General features: G+C 46.7%; 21 protein-coding genes. 15 read left to right on the plus strand and 6 right to left on the minus strand.

Annotated elements, in window-relative coordinates; translation table 11 throughout:
- Nucleotides 1-73 precede the first annotated feature (73 nt).
- From pdxK to queF, 7 genes are all read left to right on the plus strand, one after another.
- A complete protein-coding gene (gene pdxK / locus KNQ03_RS13455) occupies nucleotides 74-889 on the plus strand; it encodes a pyridoxine/pyridoxal/pyridoxamine kinase (protein ID WP_023469720.1) in 816 nt (271 codons plus the stop codon).
- 61 nt (nucleotides 890-950) lie between these two features.
- Entirely contained in the window at nucleotides 951-1,319 is a 369-nt protein-coding gene (locus KNQ03_RS13460; RefSeq protein ID WP_029342921.1) for a YojF family protein, read from the plus strand.
- Nucleotides 1,316-1,966, plus strand: a complete 651-nt coding sequence (gene bshB2 / locus KNQ03_RS13465) for a bacillithiol biosynthesis deacetylase BshB2 (protein WP_214725130.1) — start codon at nucleotides 1,316-1,318, stop codon at nucleotides 1,964-1,966. Before KNQ03_RS13460 ends, bshB2 begins: the two co-directional genes overlap by 4 nt.
- 171 nt (nucleotides 1,967-2,137) lie before the next feature.
- Nucleotides 2,138-2,794, plus strand: coding sequence for a 7-cyano-7-deazaguanine synthase QueC (gene queC, locus KNQ03_RS13470; RefSeq protein ID WP_023469723.1), 657 nt, complete (start codon nucleotides 2,138-2,140; stop codon nucleotides 2,792-2,794).
- Entirely contained in the window at nucleotides 2,791-3,246 is a 456-nt protein-coding gene (gene queD / locus KNQ03_RS13475; RefSeq protein WP_023469724.1) for a 6-carboxytetrahydropterin synthase QueD, read from the plus strand. Before queC ends, queD begins: the two co-directional genes overlap by 4 nt.
- Nucleotides 3,243-3,959 (plus strand): 7-carboxy-7-deazaguanine synthase QueE, encoded by a 717-nt coding sequence (queE, locus tag KNQ03_RS13480; protein ID WP_023469725.1) that lies wholly within the window; start codon nucleotides 3,243-3,245, stop codon nucleotides 3,957-3,959. Before queD ends, queE begins: the two co-directional genes overlap by 4 nt.
- A gap of 13 nt (nucleotides 3,960-3,972) precedes the next feature.
- Nucleotides 3,973-4,461, plus strand: a complete 489-nt coding sequence (queF, locus tag KNQ03_RS13485; RefSeq protein WP_023469726.1) for a preQ(1) synthase — start codon at nucleotides 3,973-3,975, stop codon at nucleotides 4,459-4,461.
- Between the two features lie 435 nt (nucleotides 4,462-4,896).
- Here queF and KNQ03_RS13490 read toward each other — a convergent pair whose 3' ends face one another.
- The gene (locus KNQ03_RS13490) at nucleotides 4,897-5,178 is read right to left on the minus strand and encodes a helix-turn-helix domain-containing protein (protein WP_023469727.1); all 282 of its coding nucleotides are present in this window, start codon (nucleotides 5,176-5,178) and stop codon (nucleotides 4,897-4,899) included.
- A gap of 257 nt (nucleotides 5,179-5,435) precedes the next feature.
- On the opposite strand from KNQ03_RS13490, the gene KNQ03_RS13495 reads away from it, so the two are divergent.
- The 5 genes from KNQ03_RS13495 to KNQ03_RS13515 all read left to right on the plus strand — a co-directional run bounded on the left by KNQ03_RS13495 (nucleotide 5,436) and on the right by KNQ03_RS13515 (nucleotide 11,467).
- Nucleotides 5,436-7,103, plus strand: a complete 1,668-nt coding sequence (locus KNQ03_RS13495; RefSeq protein WP_023469728.1) for a PTS transporter subunit IIBC — start codon at nucleotides 5,436-5,438, stop codon at nucleotides 7,101-7,103.
- An 86-nt stretch (nucleotides 7,104-7,189) separates the two neighbouring features.
- Nucleotides 7,190-7,993 carry an endonuclease/exonuclease/phosphatase family protein gene (locus tag KNQ03_RS13500; protein WP_023469729.1) on the plus strand — a complete coding sequence of 268 codons (804 nt, stop codon included), beginning with the start codon at nucleotides 7,190-7,192 and terminating at the stop codon, nucleotides 7,991-7,993.
- 169 nt (nucleotides 7,994-8,162) lie between these two features.
- Nucleotides 8,163-9,575 (plus strand): sucrose-specific PTS transporter subunit IIBC, encoded by a 1,413-nt coding sequence (locus KNQ03_RS13505; RefSeq protein ID WP_023469730.1) that lies wholly within the window; start codon nucleotides 8,163-8,165, stop codon nucleotides 9,573-9,575.
- A gap of 127 nt (nucleotides 9,576-9,702) precedes the next feature.
- On the plus strand, nucleotides 9,703-10,545 hold the full coding sequence (locus tag KNQ03_RS13510) for a PRD domain-containing protein (protein ID WP_231681717.1): 843 nt from the start codon (nucleotides 9,703-9,705) through the stop codon (nucleotides 10,543-10,545).
- Nucleotides 10,532-11,467, plus strand: a complete 936-nt coding sequence (locus KNQ03_RS13515; RefSeq protein WP_214725133.1) for a carbohydrate kinase family protein — start codon at nucleotides 10,532-10,534, stop codon at nucleotides 11,465-11,467. Before KNQ03_RS13510 ends, KNQ03_RS13515 begins: the two co-directional genes overlap by 14 nt.
- A 107-nt stretch (nucleotides 11,468-11,574) precedes the next feature.
- On the opposite strand, the gene KNQ03_RS13520 is transcribed toward KNQ03_RS13515, so the two are convergent.
- Nucleotides 11,575-12,270 (minus strand): alpha/beta hydrolase, encoded by a 696-nt coding sequence (locus KNQ03_RS13520; protein WP_023469733.1) that lies wholly within the window; start codon nucleotides 12,268-12,270, stop codon nucleotides 11,575-11,577.
- 173 nt (nucleotides 12,271-12,443) lie between these two features.
- Between KNQ03_RS13520 and KNQ03_RS13525 the strand changes: the two genes are divergently transcribed.
- Complete coding sequence (locus KNQ03_RS13525) at nucleotides 12,444-13,700, plus strand: purine/pyrimidine permease (protein WP_231681714.1); 1,257 nt, start codon at nucleotides 12,444-12,446, stop codon at nucleotides 13,698-13,700.
- Between the two features lie 44 nt (nucleotides 13,701-13,744).
- On the opposite strand, the gene KNQ03_RS13530 is transcribed toward KNQ03_RS13525, so the two are convergent.
- From KNQ03_RS13530 to KNQ03_RS13545, 4 genes are all read right to left on the minus strand, one after another.
- The gene (locus KNQ03_RS13530) at nucleotides 13,745-15,238 is read right to left on the minus strand and encodes a peptide MFS transporter (protein WP_214725135.1); all 1,494 of its coding nucleotides are present in this window, start codon (nucleotides 15,236-15,238) and stop codon (nucleotides 13,745-13,747) included.
- Between the two features lie 239 nt (nucleotides 15,239-15,477).
- Nucleotides 15,478-16,113, minus strand: coding sequence for a Rossmann-fold NAD(P)-binding domain-containing protein (locus KNQ03_RS13535; protein ID WP_149428020.1), 636 nt, complete (start codon nucleotides 16,111-16,113; stop codon nucleotides 15,478-15,480).
- On the minus strand, nucleotides 16,110-17,333 hold the full coding sequence (locus tag KNQ03_RS13540; protein WP_214725137.1) for a glutathionylspermidine synthase family protein: 1,224 nt from the start codon (nucleotides 17,331-17,333) through the stop codon (nucleotides 16,110-16,112). Before KNQ03_RS13540 ends, KNQ03_RS13535 begins: the two co-directional genes overlap by 4 nt.
- The gene (locus KNQ03_RS13545; protein ID WP_035395686.1) at nucleotides 17,330-17,659 is read right to left on the minus strand and encodes a hypothetical protein; all 330 of its coding nucleotides are present in this window, start codon (nucleotides 17,657-17,659) and stop codon (nucleotides 17,330-17,332) included. Before KNQ03_RS13545 ends, KNQ03_RS13540 begins: the two co-directional genes overlap by 4 nt.
- A gap of 147 nt (nucleotides 17,660-17,806) precedes the next feature.
- Here KNQ03_RS13545 and KNQ03_RS13550 point away from each other — a divergent pair, with 147 nt between their 5' ends.
- The gene (locus KNQ03_RS13550) at nucleotides 17,807-18,250 is read left to right on the plus strand and encodes a hypothetical protein (protein WP_058704372.1); all 444 of its coding nucleotides are present in this window, start codon (nucleotides 17,807-17,809) and stop codon (nucleotides 18,248-18,250) included.
- A gap of 86 nt (nucleotides 18,251-18,336) precedes the next feature.
- Nucleotides 18,337-18,510: a hypothetical protein gene (locus tag KNQ03_RS13555; protein ID WP_023469740.1), complete on the plus strand. Its 174-nt coding sequence runs from the start codon at nucleotides 18,337-18,339 to the stop codon at nucleotides 18,508-18,510.
- Nucleotides 18,511-18,524: the final 14 nt, after the last annotated feature.

An 18,524-nucleotide genomic window follows, 5' to 3' on the forward strand; every position in this document is an offset into this window, starting at 1 on the left:
GTTGTTGTTTTTCCCATAATTCGCTATGATGAAGAACAAGAAGGATTGTCTATTTCTTTAGGAGGAATGCCCCATGACAAAACGTAAAGCCTTAACGATTGCTGGTTCCGACACGAGCGGTGGAGCTGGTATTCAAGCTGATTTGAAAACATTCCAAGAACTTGGTGTCTATGGAATGAATGCTTTGACGGTCATCGTCGCCCAAGACCCTGATCACTCTTGGCACCATGCGGTTTACCCAATCGACACAGAACTCGTCCGGACACAAATCCACACGGTCCTTGGAGGTATTGGTGTTGATGCGATGAAGACGGGTATGCTCCCGACTGTCGAAATCATTGAAGCCGTAGCTGAGAAAATCAAATCATCCGGCGTTCAAAACGTCGTCATCGATCCTGTCATGGTCTGTAAAGGCGAAGACGAAGTGCTGAACCCTGATACAGCAAACGCACTTCGTGATGTCTTGACACCACTTGCGACGGTAGTCACACCGAACGTCTTCGAAGCCGGACAACTGTCGGGTCTTGGTAAAACACCAGCAACGATCGACGAGATGAAACTTGCAGCAGCGCGGATTCATGAAAAAGGTGCGCAATACGTTCTTGTCAAAGGTGGCAGCAAGATTGACCATCCACAAGCAGTTGACGTGCTTTATGACGGAAAAGAGTTTATCCTGATTGAGGACGAACGAATCGAGACACCGTACACGCACGGTGCTGGCTGCACGTACTCTGCAGCAATCACGGCCGAACTCGCAAAAGGTGCATCGGTAGAAGCTGCTGTCCGTACAGCAAAATCTTTCATCACTTCCGCGATTCGTCATTCATTCCGTTTGAATGAATACGTCGGACCAACTGACCACGCTGCACATCGTACAGTCCAGTCTTGATCCGCTTAAGAAGTCCGCGATATCCGCGGACTTCTTTCTGTATAGGAGAGGAGAAAAGTTTATGCAAGCCATTGATTTACAAGAAATACAGCGTTATATCGACGAACATGCGAATACACCGTTATATGTACACGTCGAGACGACGAACGGTGCCTACGCGACGCACCAAGATCCAACTTTCCATAGCGCAGGGATGTTTTTCCGTAATGCGGAAATCACTTACGAACGTGGTCTGATCACAGGAAACGGACCTTACCGGATCGGTTTGAAACTTGCGCACGGCTGGTTATACGGTGAAGGATTGACTGACTTCGAATTTGCTGGGGATCAATTGTTGATTGCCGGTCACGATATCGAAGGACGTCTTGCGATTGCTTTTGAACTTAGCCCGACACCATTCGCTCAAGGTGCAGAGGAGGTAGACGCATGACACACGAAGATCATTTACTCGTCGTCTTCCCTCACCCGGATGACGAAGCTTTCAGTTCTGCCGGTACGATCATCGAACACGCTGAAAACCGTGGTCCTGTCACTTACGCTTGTCTGACACTTGGTGAGATGGGACGTAACATGGGACGTCCTGTCTTTACGAACCGGGAACAGCTCGCAACGATTCGTAAACGCGAGTTGATTGATGCTGCTGCAAAAATGAAGATTTCGGATCTCCAAATGTGGGGACTTCGTGATAAGACCGTTGAATTCGAGGATGAAGCAGCACTTGCTGACCGTATTCTTGCCTTGATTCAACAGACACGACCAACTCGTTTGATTTCGTTCTATCCGGGTTACGCGGTCCATCCCGATCATGAAGCGACAGCTCGCGCCGTCGTTCATGCCCTTCGGATGATGGATCCTGCTGATCGCCCAGAGTTTCTTGCGGTCGCTTTCGCGAACAATACGAAAGAAGAGCTCGGGGAAGGAACGTTCATTCATGATGTCAGTGCCTATACGGATCAAAAGATCAAAGCACTCGAAGCGCATGCTTCACAAACAGGTGGTCTGATGAAAGTCATCTCGGAAGATTCGAACATTCGAGATCTACTCGTCAAAGAACGCTACTATCACTATCCACTTTAATCTTCTTGCAAGAGATGCGTACCGTCCGATCGACGATACGCATCTCTTTTTTTGTCTTCATCAGAAAACGTCGACTTTTTCAATGGCTTCTGCTAGTGTGAATAGTTGAGACTACGTCTCCGGAGTTCGTAACCTCCTCCGTTACAAAAACTAGGAATGGAAGTGTACATTATGAAAAACGAACGTGCTCTTGTCGTCTTTAGTGGCGGCCAAGACTCAACGACTTGTTTGTTTCAGGCACTGAAACAATACGAAGAAGTCGAAGTCGTGACGTTTAATTACGGACAACGTCATGCACAAGAACTCGAAGTCGCACGCGACATCGCCTCTGAGCTCGGTGTCAAACACCATGAGCTTGATCTCTCTCTTCTCAGTCAACTGACGAGTAACGCCTTGACTGACCACAGCCAAACCATCACGACGAATGAAGATGGTCTTCCTTCTACTTTTGTAGATGGACGAAATCACCTGTTTCTCTCGTTCGCAGCCGTCCTTGCGAAAGGACGCGGAATCCGTCATATCGTCACTGGCGTATGTGAAACGGACTTTTCCGGTTACCCTGACTGCCGTGATGCCTTCATCAAGTCACTCAACGTGACATTGAACCTTGCGATGGACTATCCATTCGTACTTCACACGCCACTCATGTGGCTCGACAAAAAAGAGACGTGGGCGCTTGCCGATTCGCTCGGTGCGTTTGATTTTGTTCGAAATCGCACGTTGACGTGTTACAACGGCGTCATTGGAGATGGTTGTGGCGAATGCCCAGCCTGTGAATTACGGAAAAATGGATTAGATGCATACATCAAGGAGGTTCAACACACATGACATTCAATTACGAAGCACCTGAAACGGTCGAGCGCCCGACTGGCGACTCGCTTATTTATACGAAATCTCGCGTTATGATCGTAAAAAAACTGACGTTCGACGCAGCACACCACCTATATGATTATGATGGAAAATGCCGTGCCCTTCACGGTCACACGTACCATGTCGATATGGGAATCAGCGGTTTTCTGGATCACCGCGGTATGACACTCGATTTTGGTGACCTCAAAAAAATCTTCAAAACACATCTCGAACCACTGTTGGATCACCGCTACCTGAATGAATCGTTACCATACATGAATACAACAGCTGAAAACATGGCAGCCTGGATTTTCGAGACGCTCGGACAACACCTTCCGGATGAGCGTGGACTCCGTGTCGAATTCGTCAAGCTCTATGAGACACCGACTGCTTTTGCTGAAGTCCGTCGTGAGTGGATGAACGAAGCATGAGTGCCTTAACGAAAACACCAAAAATTCCGGTTCTCGAGATTTTCGGACCAACATTTCAAGGAGAAGGACGATCGATTGGTCAAAAGACGATGTTCGTCCGGACCGGTGGTTGCGATTACTCTTGTTCGTGGTGTGATTCCGCCTTCACATGGGATGGTTCTGAAAAACCCGAACTCTTGACGGCAGAGACGATCATAGAACGCCTTGATGCACTCGGCTCTTACGGACATGTCACGATTTCTGGTGGGAACCCGTTACTTCATGCTTCGATCGGCACATTGGTTGCGGCATTAAAAGAACGAAATATCACGATGTCTGTCGAAACCCAAGGCTCCTACTGGCAAAATTGGTTGCTTGATATCGATGACGTCACACTTAGTCCTAAACCACCTTCAAGTGGGATGAAGATTGATTTCGATCGCTTGGATGTCTTTTTTAAACGTTTACCGGAACAACAGCGTGCTGTTAAAATCGTCATCTTTAATGAGGAAGACCTCGACTTCGCAGCGATGATTTCAGAACGATATGCGCTAAAGACACTTTATCTATCGCTCGGTAATCCTGATCCGCATGAAGAAGGAACGATCGCTCCACGCATGCTACACGATTTAAAAACACTTTGGGAACGCGTCGCCCGTGATGAACGCTTCAATCATGCGCGCGTCCTACCACAACTACACGCCCTCGTTTTCGCGAACGATCGTGGCGTCTAAGGAGAAATGATTCATGCGACCTGAAGATTTAAACGACTTATCGTTACTCGGCCAAAAAGCCGTACCATATATTTTTGAATACCAACCCGAAGTTCTCGAGGCATTCCCGAATCGTCACCCAGAAAATGATTACTTCGTGAAATTCAATGCACCAGAGTTCACGAGTCTTTGTCCGATCACGAATCAACCGGACTTCGCGACGATTTACATCTCGTACATCCCGGACGAAAAACTCGTCGAATCAAAATCACTGAAGTTGTACTTGTTCAGCTTCCGTAACCACGGTGATTTTCATGAGAACTGCATCAACGTTATCGGAAAGGATCTCGTGAAATTGATGGAACCCCGCTACCTTGAAGTATGGGGCAAATTCACGCCACGCGGTGGAATTTCAATTGATCCGTACTACAATTATGGGAAGCCTGGTACAAAATACGAACAAATGGCAGAGCATCGTCTATTCAATCACGATCTCTATCCTGAAACGATCGATAATCGTTAAGACGACTAAAAGAGGGACAAGGGGAAATCCCTTTGAGACTGAAGGCAAAGTGCAATTTTTCTCTAACGAGAAGGATTGCGCTTTTTTGTTCGTCTCGAATCGTTTTCCTGGGACAAGCATCGCGCCGCTTCACTTCGCTGCAGGGTCGCTCTTGCTTGTTTTTCCCAAGGAATCGATGCCGAGTGAACAAAGCGCTTCTCTGATTGTTCTTTCGATATAAAAAAATGACGCGTTACACGCCACTCCTACAGGAAAAAGCGCGATTTTGCGCTGTCAGAGACAAACAAGACCCGTTTTTCTGCTCGAATAGAGCGGGAAAACTGGCTTGTGTCTCGCCTGAGGAAAGGGCGTGAAAAGACGCGTCATTTTTTGAGTCAGCCCATTTGTCTACAATCTACAAGAAGAAATCCCCTTGTTCCTCTTTTTTGATGCTTATCAACTAGATGGAAGGTCGATCAAGGACGGGCTATCATGCTGACGGATGACCTCAGGTGGCCAGATATGCCGAATTAAGTGATCCGAAGGGACATGTAAGACACGGGCCAGTCGCTCAATCATTGAAAATGAGGGATGGGCAATGCTACTTTCAATACGCTGGATCATCTCAGGTGTCGTCTCAGTTAACTCTGCTAATGTATTTTGATCTAACTGATGACGTTCTCGTAATGTACGAATCCGCTGTCCGTACTGTCCGATCGGTTGAATCCCTTCTTTCATCCGCTTCAAACATCCTTTCTTCTTTTAAAACTAAACAACGTTCACTGTAGTCTTATTCCCACTTTTTTAAAATCTGAATACCTTTCCGAACTATCAATTTCTAATCAAAATAAAATTTCAAATATTTTTCTTGTAAAACACTAGCTTTTTAAAAAGTTATCGCTTACAATTCTATATGCAAACGGTTGCATTAATCGCTTACATTATTGCACTGTTCTTACACACATATTAGAGAAAAAGAGATACAAAAGGAGTGAATGATCTTGAAAAATGCTATTTCGTTCGATTTTTGGCAAAAACTCGGTAAAGCCTTGATGGTCGTCATCGCGGTTATGCCTGCTGCAGGAATCATGATCTCGGTCGGGAAACTGATCGGCATGTATGGAGGCGATATCGCGTTAATGCAAACGATTGCTCGAATCGTTGAAGATTTAGGTTGGGCTATCATTACGAACCTTCATGTCTTATTCGCCGTCGCGATTGGTGGGTCATGGGCAAAAGAACGTGCTGGTGGTGCGTTCGCAGCGTTACTCGCCTTCATTTTGATCAACCGTGTCACAGGAGCTATCTTCGGTGTCAACGCTGACATGATCGCGGACCCAAAAGCAACGGTCGATTCATTGCTTGGTTCTGAGCTCATCGTAAAAGATTATTTCACTTCAGTTTTAGGGGCACCTGCTCTCAACATGGGAGTATTCGTCGGAATCATCTCTGGTTTCCTTGGTGCCGTTCTCTTTAATAAATTTTATAACTTCAGTAAATTGCCAGATGCGCTTGCATTCTTCAACGGAAAACGTTTTGTACCATTCGTCGTCATTGGTGGATCAGTCGTTGCAGCATTCGCCTTATCACTCGTTTGGCCGTTCGTTCAAGGCTTATTGAATGACTTCGGTCGCTGGATTGCCTCTTCACGTGATTCTGCACCGATCATTGCACCGTTCGTATACGGTACACTCGAGCGTCTATTACTTCCGTTCGGTCTTCATCACATGTTGACTGTCCCGATGAACTACACGGAACTCGGTGGAACGTACAAAATCCTGACAGGTGCTGCTCAAGGATCGACGGTTGCTGGTCAAGATCCGCTTTGGTTAGCTTGGATCACTGACCTTGTTAATTTAAAACAAGCCGGTAACACACAAGGATACAATGACTTAATCAACAGTGTCGTTCCTGCTCGTTTTAAAGAAGGACAAGTCGTCACATCACTTGCTTCATTGATCGGTATCGCTGTCGCAATGTACATGTCAGTTGATGAAGATAAGAAGAAAGCATACAAACCTGTCTTCTTATCTGCTGGACTTGCAGTTTTCTTGACAGGTGTCACGGAGCCAATCGAATTCATGTTCATGTTCATCGCTCCTGTTCTTTACGTCATCTATGCTGTGCTCACGGGTGTTGCTTTCGCACTAGCAGATGTCATGCATCTTCGGATTCACGCATTCGGTGCGATCGAACTCTTGACGCGGATTCCATTGATTGCAAAAGCTGGATTAATTGGTGATTTAATTCGTTTCATCGGTGTCTGTGTGTTCTTCTTCTTCTTGAACTTCTTCACGTTCCGTTTCGTCATCAAGAAGTTCAACTATGCGACACCAGGTCGTAACGGGAACTATCTTGACGATATCAACGTATCTACAACTGAAGCTTCAGGTGAGGCTGCTGCGACATCAGCTCCTGCCGACGGTTCGCAAGCTTCACAAATCATCGATTTGCTTGGTGGACAGCAAAACATCGAGGACGTCGATGCCTGCATGACGCGTCTTCGTGTCACTGTCAAAGATCCAGCGCTTGTTGCAAAAGAAGCAGACTGGAAAGCAAACGGTGCACTTGGTCTGATCCTTAAGAACAATGGCGTGCAAGCCATCTACGGTCCAAAAGCCGATATCTTAAAATCAGATATCCAAGACCGGATCGGCGCATAAACCTGCGAGATTAGGGAACTACCTAAAGGTGAAGCTCTTTTATAAGAGTTTCACCTTTCTTATTTGAAAAATCAGGAGGACCACTCATGCGTCTACTCACACTAAACTGTCATTCGTGGCAGGAAGAACAGCCACTCGAAAAATTAAACCAGATCGTTCAACAAATTCTCGCTCAAGATTATGATGTCGTCGCACTGCAAGAAGTGAGTCAATTGATGGATACACCCATCGTCTATGATGATGTGCGCAACGATAACTTTGCCTATTTGATCCAGCAAGCGTTAAAAGAACAAGGTCAAACCTACTCCCTCGTCTGGGATTTTGCTCATATCGGCTATGATAAGTATGAAGAAGGACTCGCTCTTTTGACGAAACACCCAATCTTAAAATCGGACAGTTATTATGTCAGCCGCAGTCAAGATACATTCGATTGGAAATCGCGAAAAATCGTCCGTGCGACGATCCAAGTCGACGGTACACCGATTACGTTCAATACATGCCATCTTGGCTGGTGGGCAGATGAAGTCGAACCGTTCCAGGAACAATTCAATCATTTGATGGCCCGGATGGATCCACTCGAATGGACATTCTTCCTCGGTGATTTCAACAACGATGCCTTAGAACGAAATACAGGTTATGACTATATGATGCAACGGGGATTACACGACGTCTTCTTGCTAGCTAAGGAAACGGTCGGAATTGAGACGATCAATGGCAACATCGATGGATGGGAAGACAATCAACAAGGATTGCGGATCGATCTCGTCTTATCGAATCGGAAAATTGACGTCGAACGCGTCGGGGTCGTATTCGATGGGATTCACGGTCCCGTCGTTTCCGATCACTACGGTGTTGAGGTCGATATTCAGATTCAAAAAAATGAACATTAAGTATTGACAACGCTTTCTTTTCTCCTTTAAGATGAAATCAAATCAATAGTGCGGATTGTGACAGTACGGCTGGCAAGACCGAAATGACACCTCATTAGGAGAGGTGTTGTTCGGTCTTGCCTTTTTTTGTCTCATTCAGCACGTTTCATGAAAAAGGAGGACTTTTCCGATGGATTATCAACAAACTGCTAAACGTGTGCTCGAACTCGTCGGTGGACGCGAGAACATCATCACTGCTGCTCATTGCGCGACGCGTTTACGTCTTGTCTTGCATGATGAATCAAAGGTCGATCAAGCAGCACTTGAAGACTTAGATGGTGTCAGCGGCGCCTTCTCAAGTTCTGGTCAATACCAAATCATCTTTGGAACCGGTACCGTCAACAAGGTATTTGCTGCGTTTGCACCACTTGCCGGTGTAAAGGTCGATGGAGAAGAACCACTCGACGTTAAAAAGGCTGCATCGCAAAAATTAAATCCGTTCGCCCGTCTTGCCCGCTCGCTCTCGAACGTCTTCGTTCCACTCATTCCGGCAATCGTCGCAGCCGGTCTCTTGATGGGATTACTCGGTATGATCAAGGCCTTCGGTTGGGTTGACGGTGATTCACCGATCGTCCAACTACTGGATATGTTCTCGTCTTCTGCCTTCATCATCCTACCGATCCTGATCGGTTTCTCGGCAGCCCGTGAATTCGGTGCGAACCCGTACCTCGGTGCCGTCATCGGGGGGATCATGACACACCCGTCCCTCTTAAACCCTTGGACGCTCGGTAATAGTGATCCGGAAGTCATGAAGTTCCTCGGAATGAACATTGAGTTGATTGGTTATCAAGGAACGGTCTTCCCGGTTCTCTTAACCGTTTGGGTCATGGCAAAGATTGAACAACAAGTCCGGAAACGGACACCCGAAACGCTTGACTTACTCGTCACACCGTTCGTTACGGTTCTCGTCACTGGATTCCTAGCATTGATCGTCATTGGTCCGATCGGAACGTTACTCGGAAAAGGCATTTCATTCGTACTCGTCTTCTTCTATGAACAGTTCTCAGTCGTCGCCGGTCTTCTCTTCGGTGGACTGTATTCGACAATCGTCATCACAGGGATGCACCATAGCTTCCATGCGATTGAGGCAGGATTACTTGCAGATAAGAGTATCGGAAAGAACTTCCTCTTACCGATTTGGTCGATGGCGAATGTCGCTCAAGGTGGTGCCGGACTTGCCGTTTACTTCTTGACGAAGAACGTTAAACTCAAAGCACTCGCCCTACCGTCTGCGTTCTCAGCATTTCTCGGAATCACGGAACCCGTCATCTACGGTGTCAACTTACGTCTTGGAAAACCATTCATCGGTGGTGCCATTGGTGGTGCGATCGGTGGCGGTTATGTCGTCTTGACACAAGTCGCTGCGAACGCTTATGGATTAACTGGAATTCCGATGATTGCGATCGTCGCGCCACTCGGTGCGTCAAACTTGATCAACTATCTCGTCGGATTCGCCATTGCAGTCGTCACTGCTTTCATCTCGACTGTCGTCTTGATGCGTCTCGATGCACGGAAACAAAAAGAAACGGACGTTGCTGCTTAATCCTTCATGCGACCAAACCGAGTCCTCGGGCTCGGTGGTCGCATTTGTCGGTTCGCAAAGCACTGAAGTTCGCTTTATAATAAAAGAAAAGACCAGAAAGGAGGACGTCAGGCTGATTATTCATAAGATCCTCAATAACAACGCTGTTGTCGTCAAAGAAAATGGACAGGAACGCATCGTCATGGGACCAGGCATTGCTTTTGGAAAAAAGAAAAAAGATCCGATTCAAGCGACGAAGATCGAAAAAATGTTCATCCCTTCATTTGAAAATGCAGAACAGTTCAAAGAGATTCTGACAACGACACCACTTGAGATCATTGATTTATCGGAACGCATCATCTCACATGCAGAAGGTGAGCTTCAAACGCCGTTTCATGACTATATTCATGTCAGTCTGACGGACCACCTTGCTCATGCCGTACGATTAGCACGTGAACAACTCGTCGTGCATAATCGATTAGCAGAAGAGATTCGCCTTTTGTATGGACCGGAGTATGCGATCGGAGAATGGGCAGTTCTTGAGATTGAGCGTGCCTTACAGGTCACGCTACCGAAAGAAGAAGCTGCGAACATCGCGCTTCACTTATACAATGCACGCCAAACGCATCCGAATATGGCCACTGCGTTGCAGACGGTGACGTTACTCAATGAACTACGCGAACAGATCGAAGTCTTTTTTGGACAAACGATCGAGACCTCATCGATGACGTATTATCGTTTCTTTACGCACATGAAATTGGTCCTCGCCCGGATTGAACAGGGAGAAACCTTACACGACATGGATGATGTGATTTTATCTGCCGTCAAAACACGTTATGCCGAGGCTTACGCCTGTGCGAGTCAAATGGGCAATTGGTTGACTGTCGAACTCGATACACGTGTACCTGAATCAGAAATCGGCTATATGGCTTTACACATCGAACGGATTCGTCCGGATCTTGAAAGGAGTTCTACGTATGAAAATCTTTAGTTTAGGGGAAGCATTGATTGATTTGATTCCTCTTGATACTGAAAACATGACGTTTCAAAAAAATCCTGGAGGTGCTCCTGCCAATGTCTCTGTCGGACTCGCTCGATTAGGCGCTGATAGTTATTTTCTTGGAGCTGTCGGTGATGATTCGATGGGACACTTCTTGAAAGATACGTTACATCATTATGGTGTTCGTACCGATCATCTCGTCCACGATTCGACGCAAAAAACAGGACTTGTGCTCGTTACAAACGGTCAGGATGGAGAGCGGTCGTTCGAGTTCATCAATGCGGAGCGCGCTGATATGCAATTCCACGAAACACATGTACCGGAGGATTTCACGTCCGTCGATTTATTACACATCGGTTCGATCTCTTTGATTACTGGAGAATCCGTCAACGCGACACGAAAAGCCATCGCACGTGCAAAAGCGCACCAAGTACCAGTCTCTTACGATCCGAACTTACGAGAGTCGCTATGGCCGAATCTTGACGAAGCGCGGACGACGATCCGGTCTGTCCTACCGGATGCACAAATCGTCAAACTTGCTGAGGAAGAATTGACGTTTCTAACTGGACAAACGAATCTTGATGACGGGGCTGCTGAATTGTTAGCTGAATATCCGATTCGTCTTCTTGCCATCACGCGAGGAAGTGAAGGATCGATTCTCTATACGGATCGTGCGATGGCTGTCATCGATGCGATTACGGTCGACGCAATCGATACGACAGGAGCTGGAGATGCCTTCATGTCCGGTTTACTCTACCAGTGTGCGTTACGCGATTTTTCGTTTGATTGGTCTGAAGATGAACTTCGCGACATCGGTCGATTCGCAGCGATTTCAGGCGGACTTGCTGCTTCCGTCAAAGGAGCGATGGCTGCTTTGCCAACGCTCGACGAAGTCGCTCATCGCTTGAGTTGAATCGATAACTCAGTAGAAATAAGGATGGAGAGATTCCGAACCCAGTGCCAGAATCTCTCCATCCTTTTCATTTGATTGATGAGTCGTTTATTCACTAAGAGAATTGATTAAGGTGTATCGATAAATCGTTTGATTTCATCTAACGACTCGTCCTGTTGTTCTTTTGGCGTTAATGGGCTGCTGTTATCCCCTTTTTGTCGACCGTACATACCAAAGTTCGCATGGTTCCCTTGCTTGATTTCATGGAATACCGCATCTTTTCGAACGTCCTGTTTACTTTTTTCGATATCAGCGACTGGTAAGACACCATCTCGTCCACCATAAATCGTCAACGAGGGCACATCAATCGAATCAATCGGATAGGACGCGAGGAAAACGATCCCCTTAATTTTCGGATGTTGTTCGACGATCGTCGAAGCTGCGCTTCCACCGAGCGAATGCCCGATCAGATACCATTTTTTTACTTGGGGATAATCCTCGATGATATCGAGTCCTTCGCTTGAGTCAAGCAACGCAATCCGAAACGGTAGCTTTGGGATGACGACGAAGTGCCCGTCTTTCGCTAGTTGCTTGCCGTAATAACTGTAGGCCGCTGCATCAACTTTTGCCCCTTGATAAAAGATGAATCCAACGTCACTCGTCTTTTTTCCAAATGTCACTTCACGTGGTGTAGCTGTCTCCACGTAAGATATCGCTTGGGGAGATGCATCATAATCGAACTGCGCCCAGATCATGAATGCAAATACGAGCAGTGCCAACAGCGCAGCAATCGTTCCAATGATTCTTATACTCCATTTTTTCATTTCATTCCCTCCCGTTACCGTTATACCCCATATTATGTGTTAAATCACATATGAAAACAAATATTAGAATTTTCAGTCATTGTAAGCATCCCTATCGCTTTTTCATGAATTGGTTTAAGATGAAACCAATATTGTTTTTTCGAAAGGAGATTTACGTTTTGCCGCGTACCCTTGTGTCTACGATTCAATGGTTTTTATTCATCATCTGTACTAACATTGCCCCGCCCCTTGCCATCGCAGCATCGTTTGAACTCTCGGGTGCCGAGACGCTTTCCTTCTTATCTCGTTGTCTATTCGTATTTGCCATCTTAAGTCTCTTTCAAGTCCTGCTCGGACACCGTCTACCGATCATGGAAGGTCCTGCTGGAATTTGGTGGGGTGTATTTGCTCTTTATTCGTCGATTGGTGTCACATTGTATGGCAGTTATTCAAACACGTTACAGTCGCTTGGATTCTTACTTCTACTCAGCGGTATCATCTGTATCGTCTTGACGATGACGGGTGTATTACGGCGCTTAGTCCCTCTTTTTACACCGCAAGTCATCGGTGTCTATATGCTACTGCTGTCGGCACAACTGTCCGGATCCGTCATGAAAGGATTGCTCAATATCGAGGATGGACGAATTCAAGTATTACCTGCCGTCATCTCGATTCTGACGGTCTTGATCTCGCTTTATTTAGAACGAAGTGATCGCTTACGCCAGTACGCTTTATTAATCACGCTACTCGTCGGTTGGAGCATGTTTGCATTGATCGGTCGTGCCGAGATGCCAAGTTTCGATGGTCCACTGTTCACTTTACCGAGTTTATTGCCGTTCGGCGGTATTCATGTCGACTGGAGCTTATTACCGACAGCTCTCATCATCTCGTTGTTGTTAATGACGAACGTCTTAGCGAACATCAAGGTCATCGAACGGATCATCAGTGCCAAGCGTGGTGAAACCGTCAAAGGACAAGTCGGAACAGCTGGTATCACGGCTGGTATCGGACAACTCTTCGCTGGTCTGTTCGGTACGGTGGGTCCTGTCGCCATTTCCGGAACGGCTGGGTTCATTGCTTCAACAGATAACACGGACCGCAAAGCGTTCGTCTATGCGAACATCACGTGTCTCTTCCTCAGTATCGTGACACCATTCGTCGGATTGATCGCTAAAATCCCCGTCGCTGTCGGTTATGCGATGGTCGCACCGATCGTTGCCGGAATGGCGATCATCGGCGTCACGGAAGCAGCCCGCGACTTGAATCGTCAAACGGCGATGATCACGGTCGGTCTCCCGGTCCTTGTCGGCATCGGTGCGTTGTTACTACCAAAAGGAGCAACGGCCGATTTACCGCCACTCGTGACGACCCTAATGTCAAACGGTCTCGTCCTCGGAACATTGGTCGCCTTGCTCGCAGAAGGGTTACGCCATATCCGGACGAATGATTAATAAAAAGACGCTTTCTCGATCGAGAAAGCGTCTTTTTTCATGCATCAGCGAATACCACGCATATATTTTTGAAGTTTTGGTGCGAAAGCGAACAAGAGTAATCCGAAGATGACGGCAACGATACCTGTGATACCGAAGTACAAAATCTCTGTGTCATTCGTATAGTATTTAACGATTTGAGCGTTGACCGCTTGACCCGTTGCGTTCGTCAAGAACCACAGACTCATCGTTTGCGCTGAGAAGGCTGCCGGCGCCAATTTTGTTGTTGCCGATAGACCGACTGGTGACAAGAAGAGCTCACCGATGACGACGAGGAAGAAGCTCAGTGCAAGCCAGAGTGGACTAACTGACGTCTCCACACCGAACAGGATACCTGGTAGTGTCATGACGATGAACGAAAGTCCGGCGAACAGAAGACCAAACGAGAACTTTTGCATCGTCGTTGGTTGACGGTCACCGAGTTTGACCCAGAAGCTCGCAAAAACAGGTGCTAATACGATGATGAAGAGCGGATTCAACGATTGGAAGAATGCCGGTTGAATCTCAAATCCTAAGAATGAAAGGTTCGTCCGTTCACTTGCGAAGATGGAGAGGACGTATGAACCTTGTTCTTGGATTGCCCAGAAAATCGCTGCTGCGATGAAGAGCGGAATATACGCAATCAAACGTGAGCGCTCATCATCCGTGATCTTTGGACTACGAAGCATGACTGTGAAGTAAGCGATCGGAATCAAGATCCCGAGAATCGTGACCATTAAAGTAAAACGAGAAATCGTCAACAGTCCTGTCATCGATGAAACGACACCGAGTACCGCAACGACGACGACAACGATTGATGCGATCGTGATGAAGCGTTTTTTCTCGTCCCCTTTTAATGGGTTCAAGACATACGTACCCGCTTGACCAAGGTTTTTCTTTTTCGTCAAGACGAAGACGACAAGTCCTGCGAACATCCCGATGGCAGCGAGTGCGAAACCAGCGTGATATCCACCGCGGTCAGCCACTTCACCGACGACGAGTGGTGAGAGGAATGCCCCAGCGTTGATCCCCATATAGAAGATACTAAAACCAGCATCGCGGCGGTTATCCGTCTTGCTGTACAAATCACCGACGATATTCGATACGTTCGGTTTCAAGAAACCAGTACCGATAACGATAAGTCCCATCGAGATGAAGAGGGCTGTAATGCCTGCTGGTAAAGCAAGGACGATATGCCCTAGCATGATCAAGATACCGCCATAGAAGACGGTGCGTGACGTACCGAGTAAACGGTCGGCTACCCATCCCCCAATGATCCCTGACATGTAGACGAGCGAACCATAAACGGCCATGATTGACGCAGCTGTCGTCTTATCGATACCTAGACCACCGTTGGCAACTGAATCGTACATGTAGAAGATAAGGATGGCACGCATGCCATAGTAGGAGAAACGCTCCCAAAACTCAGTGAAGAAGAGGGTGAACAACCCTTTCGGATTCCCGAAGAATCCTTTTTGCGGAACGGTCTTATAGACCTGATCGCGATCAAACTCTGCCATATGATCGGCTCCTTTCATCAATCCTAAATAAGTGCATAATCCATCATCTTTTCCCGCTTTCCCCAAACGATAAGCGTGACGAAACAGATAGGATACGAATACACTGTTTTGCCTGAATTGTCTCACTTCTTTTTTTATATATGAGACAGCACTTTACCATTCAACCGCAAATCATTTGATGAGTCAAATATTATTTACGTTACAAGAATAACAAAAAGAGCAGTCGACTACTCGACTGCTCAGGATTGCATCTGTTTCGATTCAATGATTGTAATTCCAGGCGGTGCATGTAACGTTTCACGGATCATCGCCGCAGCGACTTGACCAGCTTCGATCGGAGCAATGGCGCTCCGCTTCAACAAGGGGCGTAAGACCGTCGAAATTTTCGCAGCCGCTTGTTCGCCTAAGCGGAATTCATCTCGATCCCCTAGTAACAAGGATGGTCTAAAAATCAATAACGCGTCATATCCGAGTACACGTAATCCGTTTTCCGTGTCCCCTTTTACGCGATTGTAGAAGGTTTTCGCATTCGGATGGGCACCGAGCGCCGAAATCAAGGCAAATCGTGTCGCCCCGAGGTCTAACAATTCACGACCAAGTTCAATCGGATATGTGTAGTCAACCTGACGAAATGCCTCTTGCGATCCTGCTTGTTTGATCGTCGTGCCCAGTGCACAATAGACATGGTCGACGACAGGAAGTTCAATTTCTGTCACACGATCAAAATCAATCACCCATTCTTCCAATTTCGGATGAAAACGGCGCATCGGGCGGCGAACGAGAACATGTACCTCGCTATACGTATCTTCTGCCAACAAACGATCGACGAGTTCTTGTCCGACTAGACCAGATGCTCCTAAAATTGCTGCTCTCATACGTTTCTCCCTCCTTCATGCTGTCGACCAATTGGTACGAAATAGGAACGGTTTCCAGTAATCCTTTCTCCGGCACGTACACCAATCGCACTTGGTCTTCCTCCTAAAATAAAGACACCATACATATACGCGACTTCTCCCTCTTCCTGAAGTGAGTACGTCGGTAATTCTTGATACGCTTGATAAACAGCCGGTTGATCACGAAACGTATGCTGTTCATTCTTTAGCATGATATGTCCTTGTCCATCATGGACCGTCACGGTATCTCCTTCACGCCCGAAGATTGGTTTTTTAACGAATGATCGCTGGCTTGAAATGAATGGATCAGCGGATAAGTACGTCGGTAAAAAGTAACGCGTAATCGTCATATGGTCCGTTTCGCTCAAGTACGGATGATTGGCTTCATGCAACATCCAGATCAATGCAAGAACCGACTTAGCTTGCATTAAAAAGGCAGACGGCGGGTTGATGATTTCGAGTCGACCCGTCTCGACGAGTTGCAGGAGTAATTGTCCTAAATTTCTTCCGTCCTCATCCCGGTCAAGTAAGGCCATCTCGATCGGAAAGGTTTGACGATATAAGATATCGATTCTTTTACCAGCCTCATCGTACAGACCTTCTTCCGGACGAATCTCTAATGCATGAAGTGGACAATAGGTCGCATCACTCCAAAACGACTGCAAATACTCAGCCGTCAATCGATCCTCGATGTGGTCACCATGTGAGGTGAAGACGACATGCGGATGCTGTTTCGTCCGATGTATCGCGGCTTCGATCGCACGACGGACAGTTGCCTTCAGCCATTTGTTTTCCCCATCGTTGACCCGTTCAAAACCTTGTTTTTCCGCTACGACATCATTGACTTCAAATACTTCTTTAATGAAAGTCGGCGTATCCGCGTTCCATTCCATGAGTGAGATACGATCTGCCGTCGCAATGAAATCAAAGCGTCCGATGACGGTCAACGGTCGCATCGTCTCGAGTCGCAAAAAAGCGAGACTTTCAACTGGAAAGCCCAGCTCGAGCAGTGCCTCATCATCCATCGATCGAAGAATCGGAAGTACTTTTTCAAATATCTTGTAAACTTCTTGCGCCGCGATATGCAGTTGGTCGATTCGTTCGTCCGAGATGGGCATGATTTCCGTCACAGCGTACGGTTCCCCGTCTAGCACATCCCAAAAACGATCGATGTCTCCGTAAAAGGTTTGTCGTCTATTCATCCGCCGAAAAAGCCGGAAGATGAGCCTGTTCCGAATCCCTTTGTCTTCGTGTTATAACTCTTTACTTCTTTTGATTTCGGCGTATACCCTTTTGTTCGCATCGCACTATGCATCAAGGCACGTGATGCGAAATAACTACCGCCCCAGTAATAGTATCCTGAATGGGTTGATGAACTATCATCACAGTACCAAACGCCTTCATCATTATCATACTCATAGTCATCACAATCCGGATCATCTGGTCGTTCCGCTCGTGCATCATCCGATCCACACCCACTCAGTGTCGTTCCGATCAACAGTGTTGCAGCTAGTGTCGCTTGTTTCATCCAATTCACCGTCTCAGTCCCCTTTCCTTTTACTCTCGTTATGGATAGTATACGCTTTTTTGGAGAGAAAAGTTTCTTTGTTCTGTCGGAACTTTTTTTCCTTCAATGTGGTAATAGTATCTATAGAACGAAAAGGAGGATTTACGCATGTCACTTGCCTACTACGTTGAAGAAAATGGTGAATTCCATCCGATCTATCAATATGATCGTTATGCGATCGAACCGGAAGAGATCATTGCCCACCAACTCTGCGAATTTCATATCATCGAAGGACATCAATACGAGCTTCGTTCCAATGAGATGGCAGGTGAATATGATCAATTGATCGTCGACCACATTAAAGCATCACCACGTGCGACAGAAGAACGCGTTTATCCACCGCATCAAATTCATATCGAGTTCAGACAGTATTTATCTGACAGCGCGCAACCGCTCTTAAAGACATCAACGGTTCCGAATCACGTCCAAGCGATGCGTTTTTTGATCAAGGACAAGATCGAAGTCGAAGGACACGGTGTGTTTGAGCGTGACAGCTGTGAAATCGATATCGACCGGAATTGTTACGTCGTCTATCTTGCCGATACACTTTGAGATGTAAAATCAGGTCTCTTCATTTCCAAGAGACGTTTTTTTTGGCATACTAGAAAGTAAGAACGAATCAATCGAGGTGAACGAACATGAGTGAACAACCAAAAAAACTATCATTGCAAGAGGCAATGATTGAACGCTTGAAAGCAAAAAAACAAGCGCAAACAAAACGTCCGACTGGCTTACAAGGAACACAAACGAAACAATTGACGAGCCAACAGACGAAAAAAGCAAACAACCAGAAAAAACGGACAGGCGTCTAAGTCACAGGAATTCA

The sequence above is a fragment of the Exiguobacterium sp. s143 genome (assembly GCF_018618895.1).
Classification (GTDB): Bacteria; Bacillota; Bacilli; order Exiguobacteriales; family Exiguobacteriaceae; genus Exiguobacterium_A; species Exiguobacterium_A abrahamii.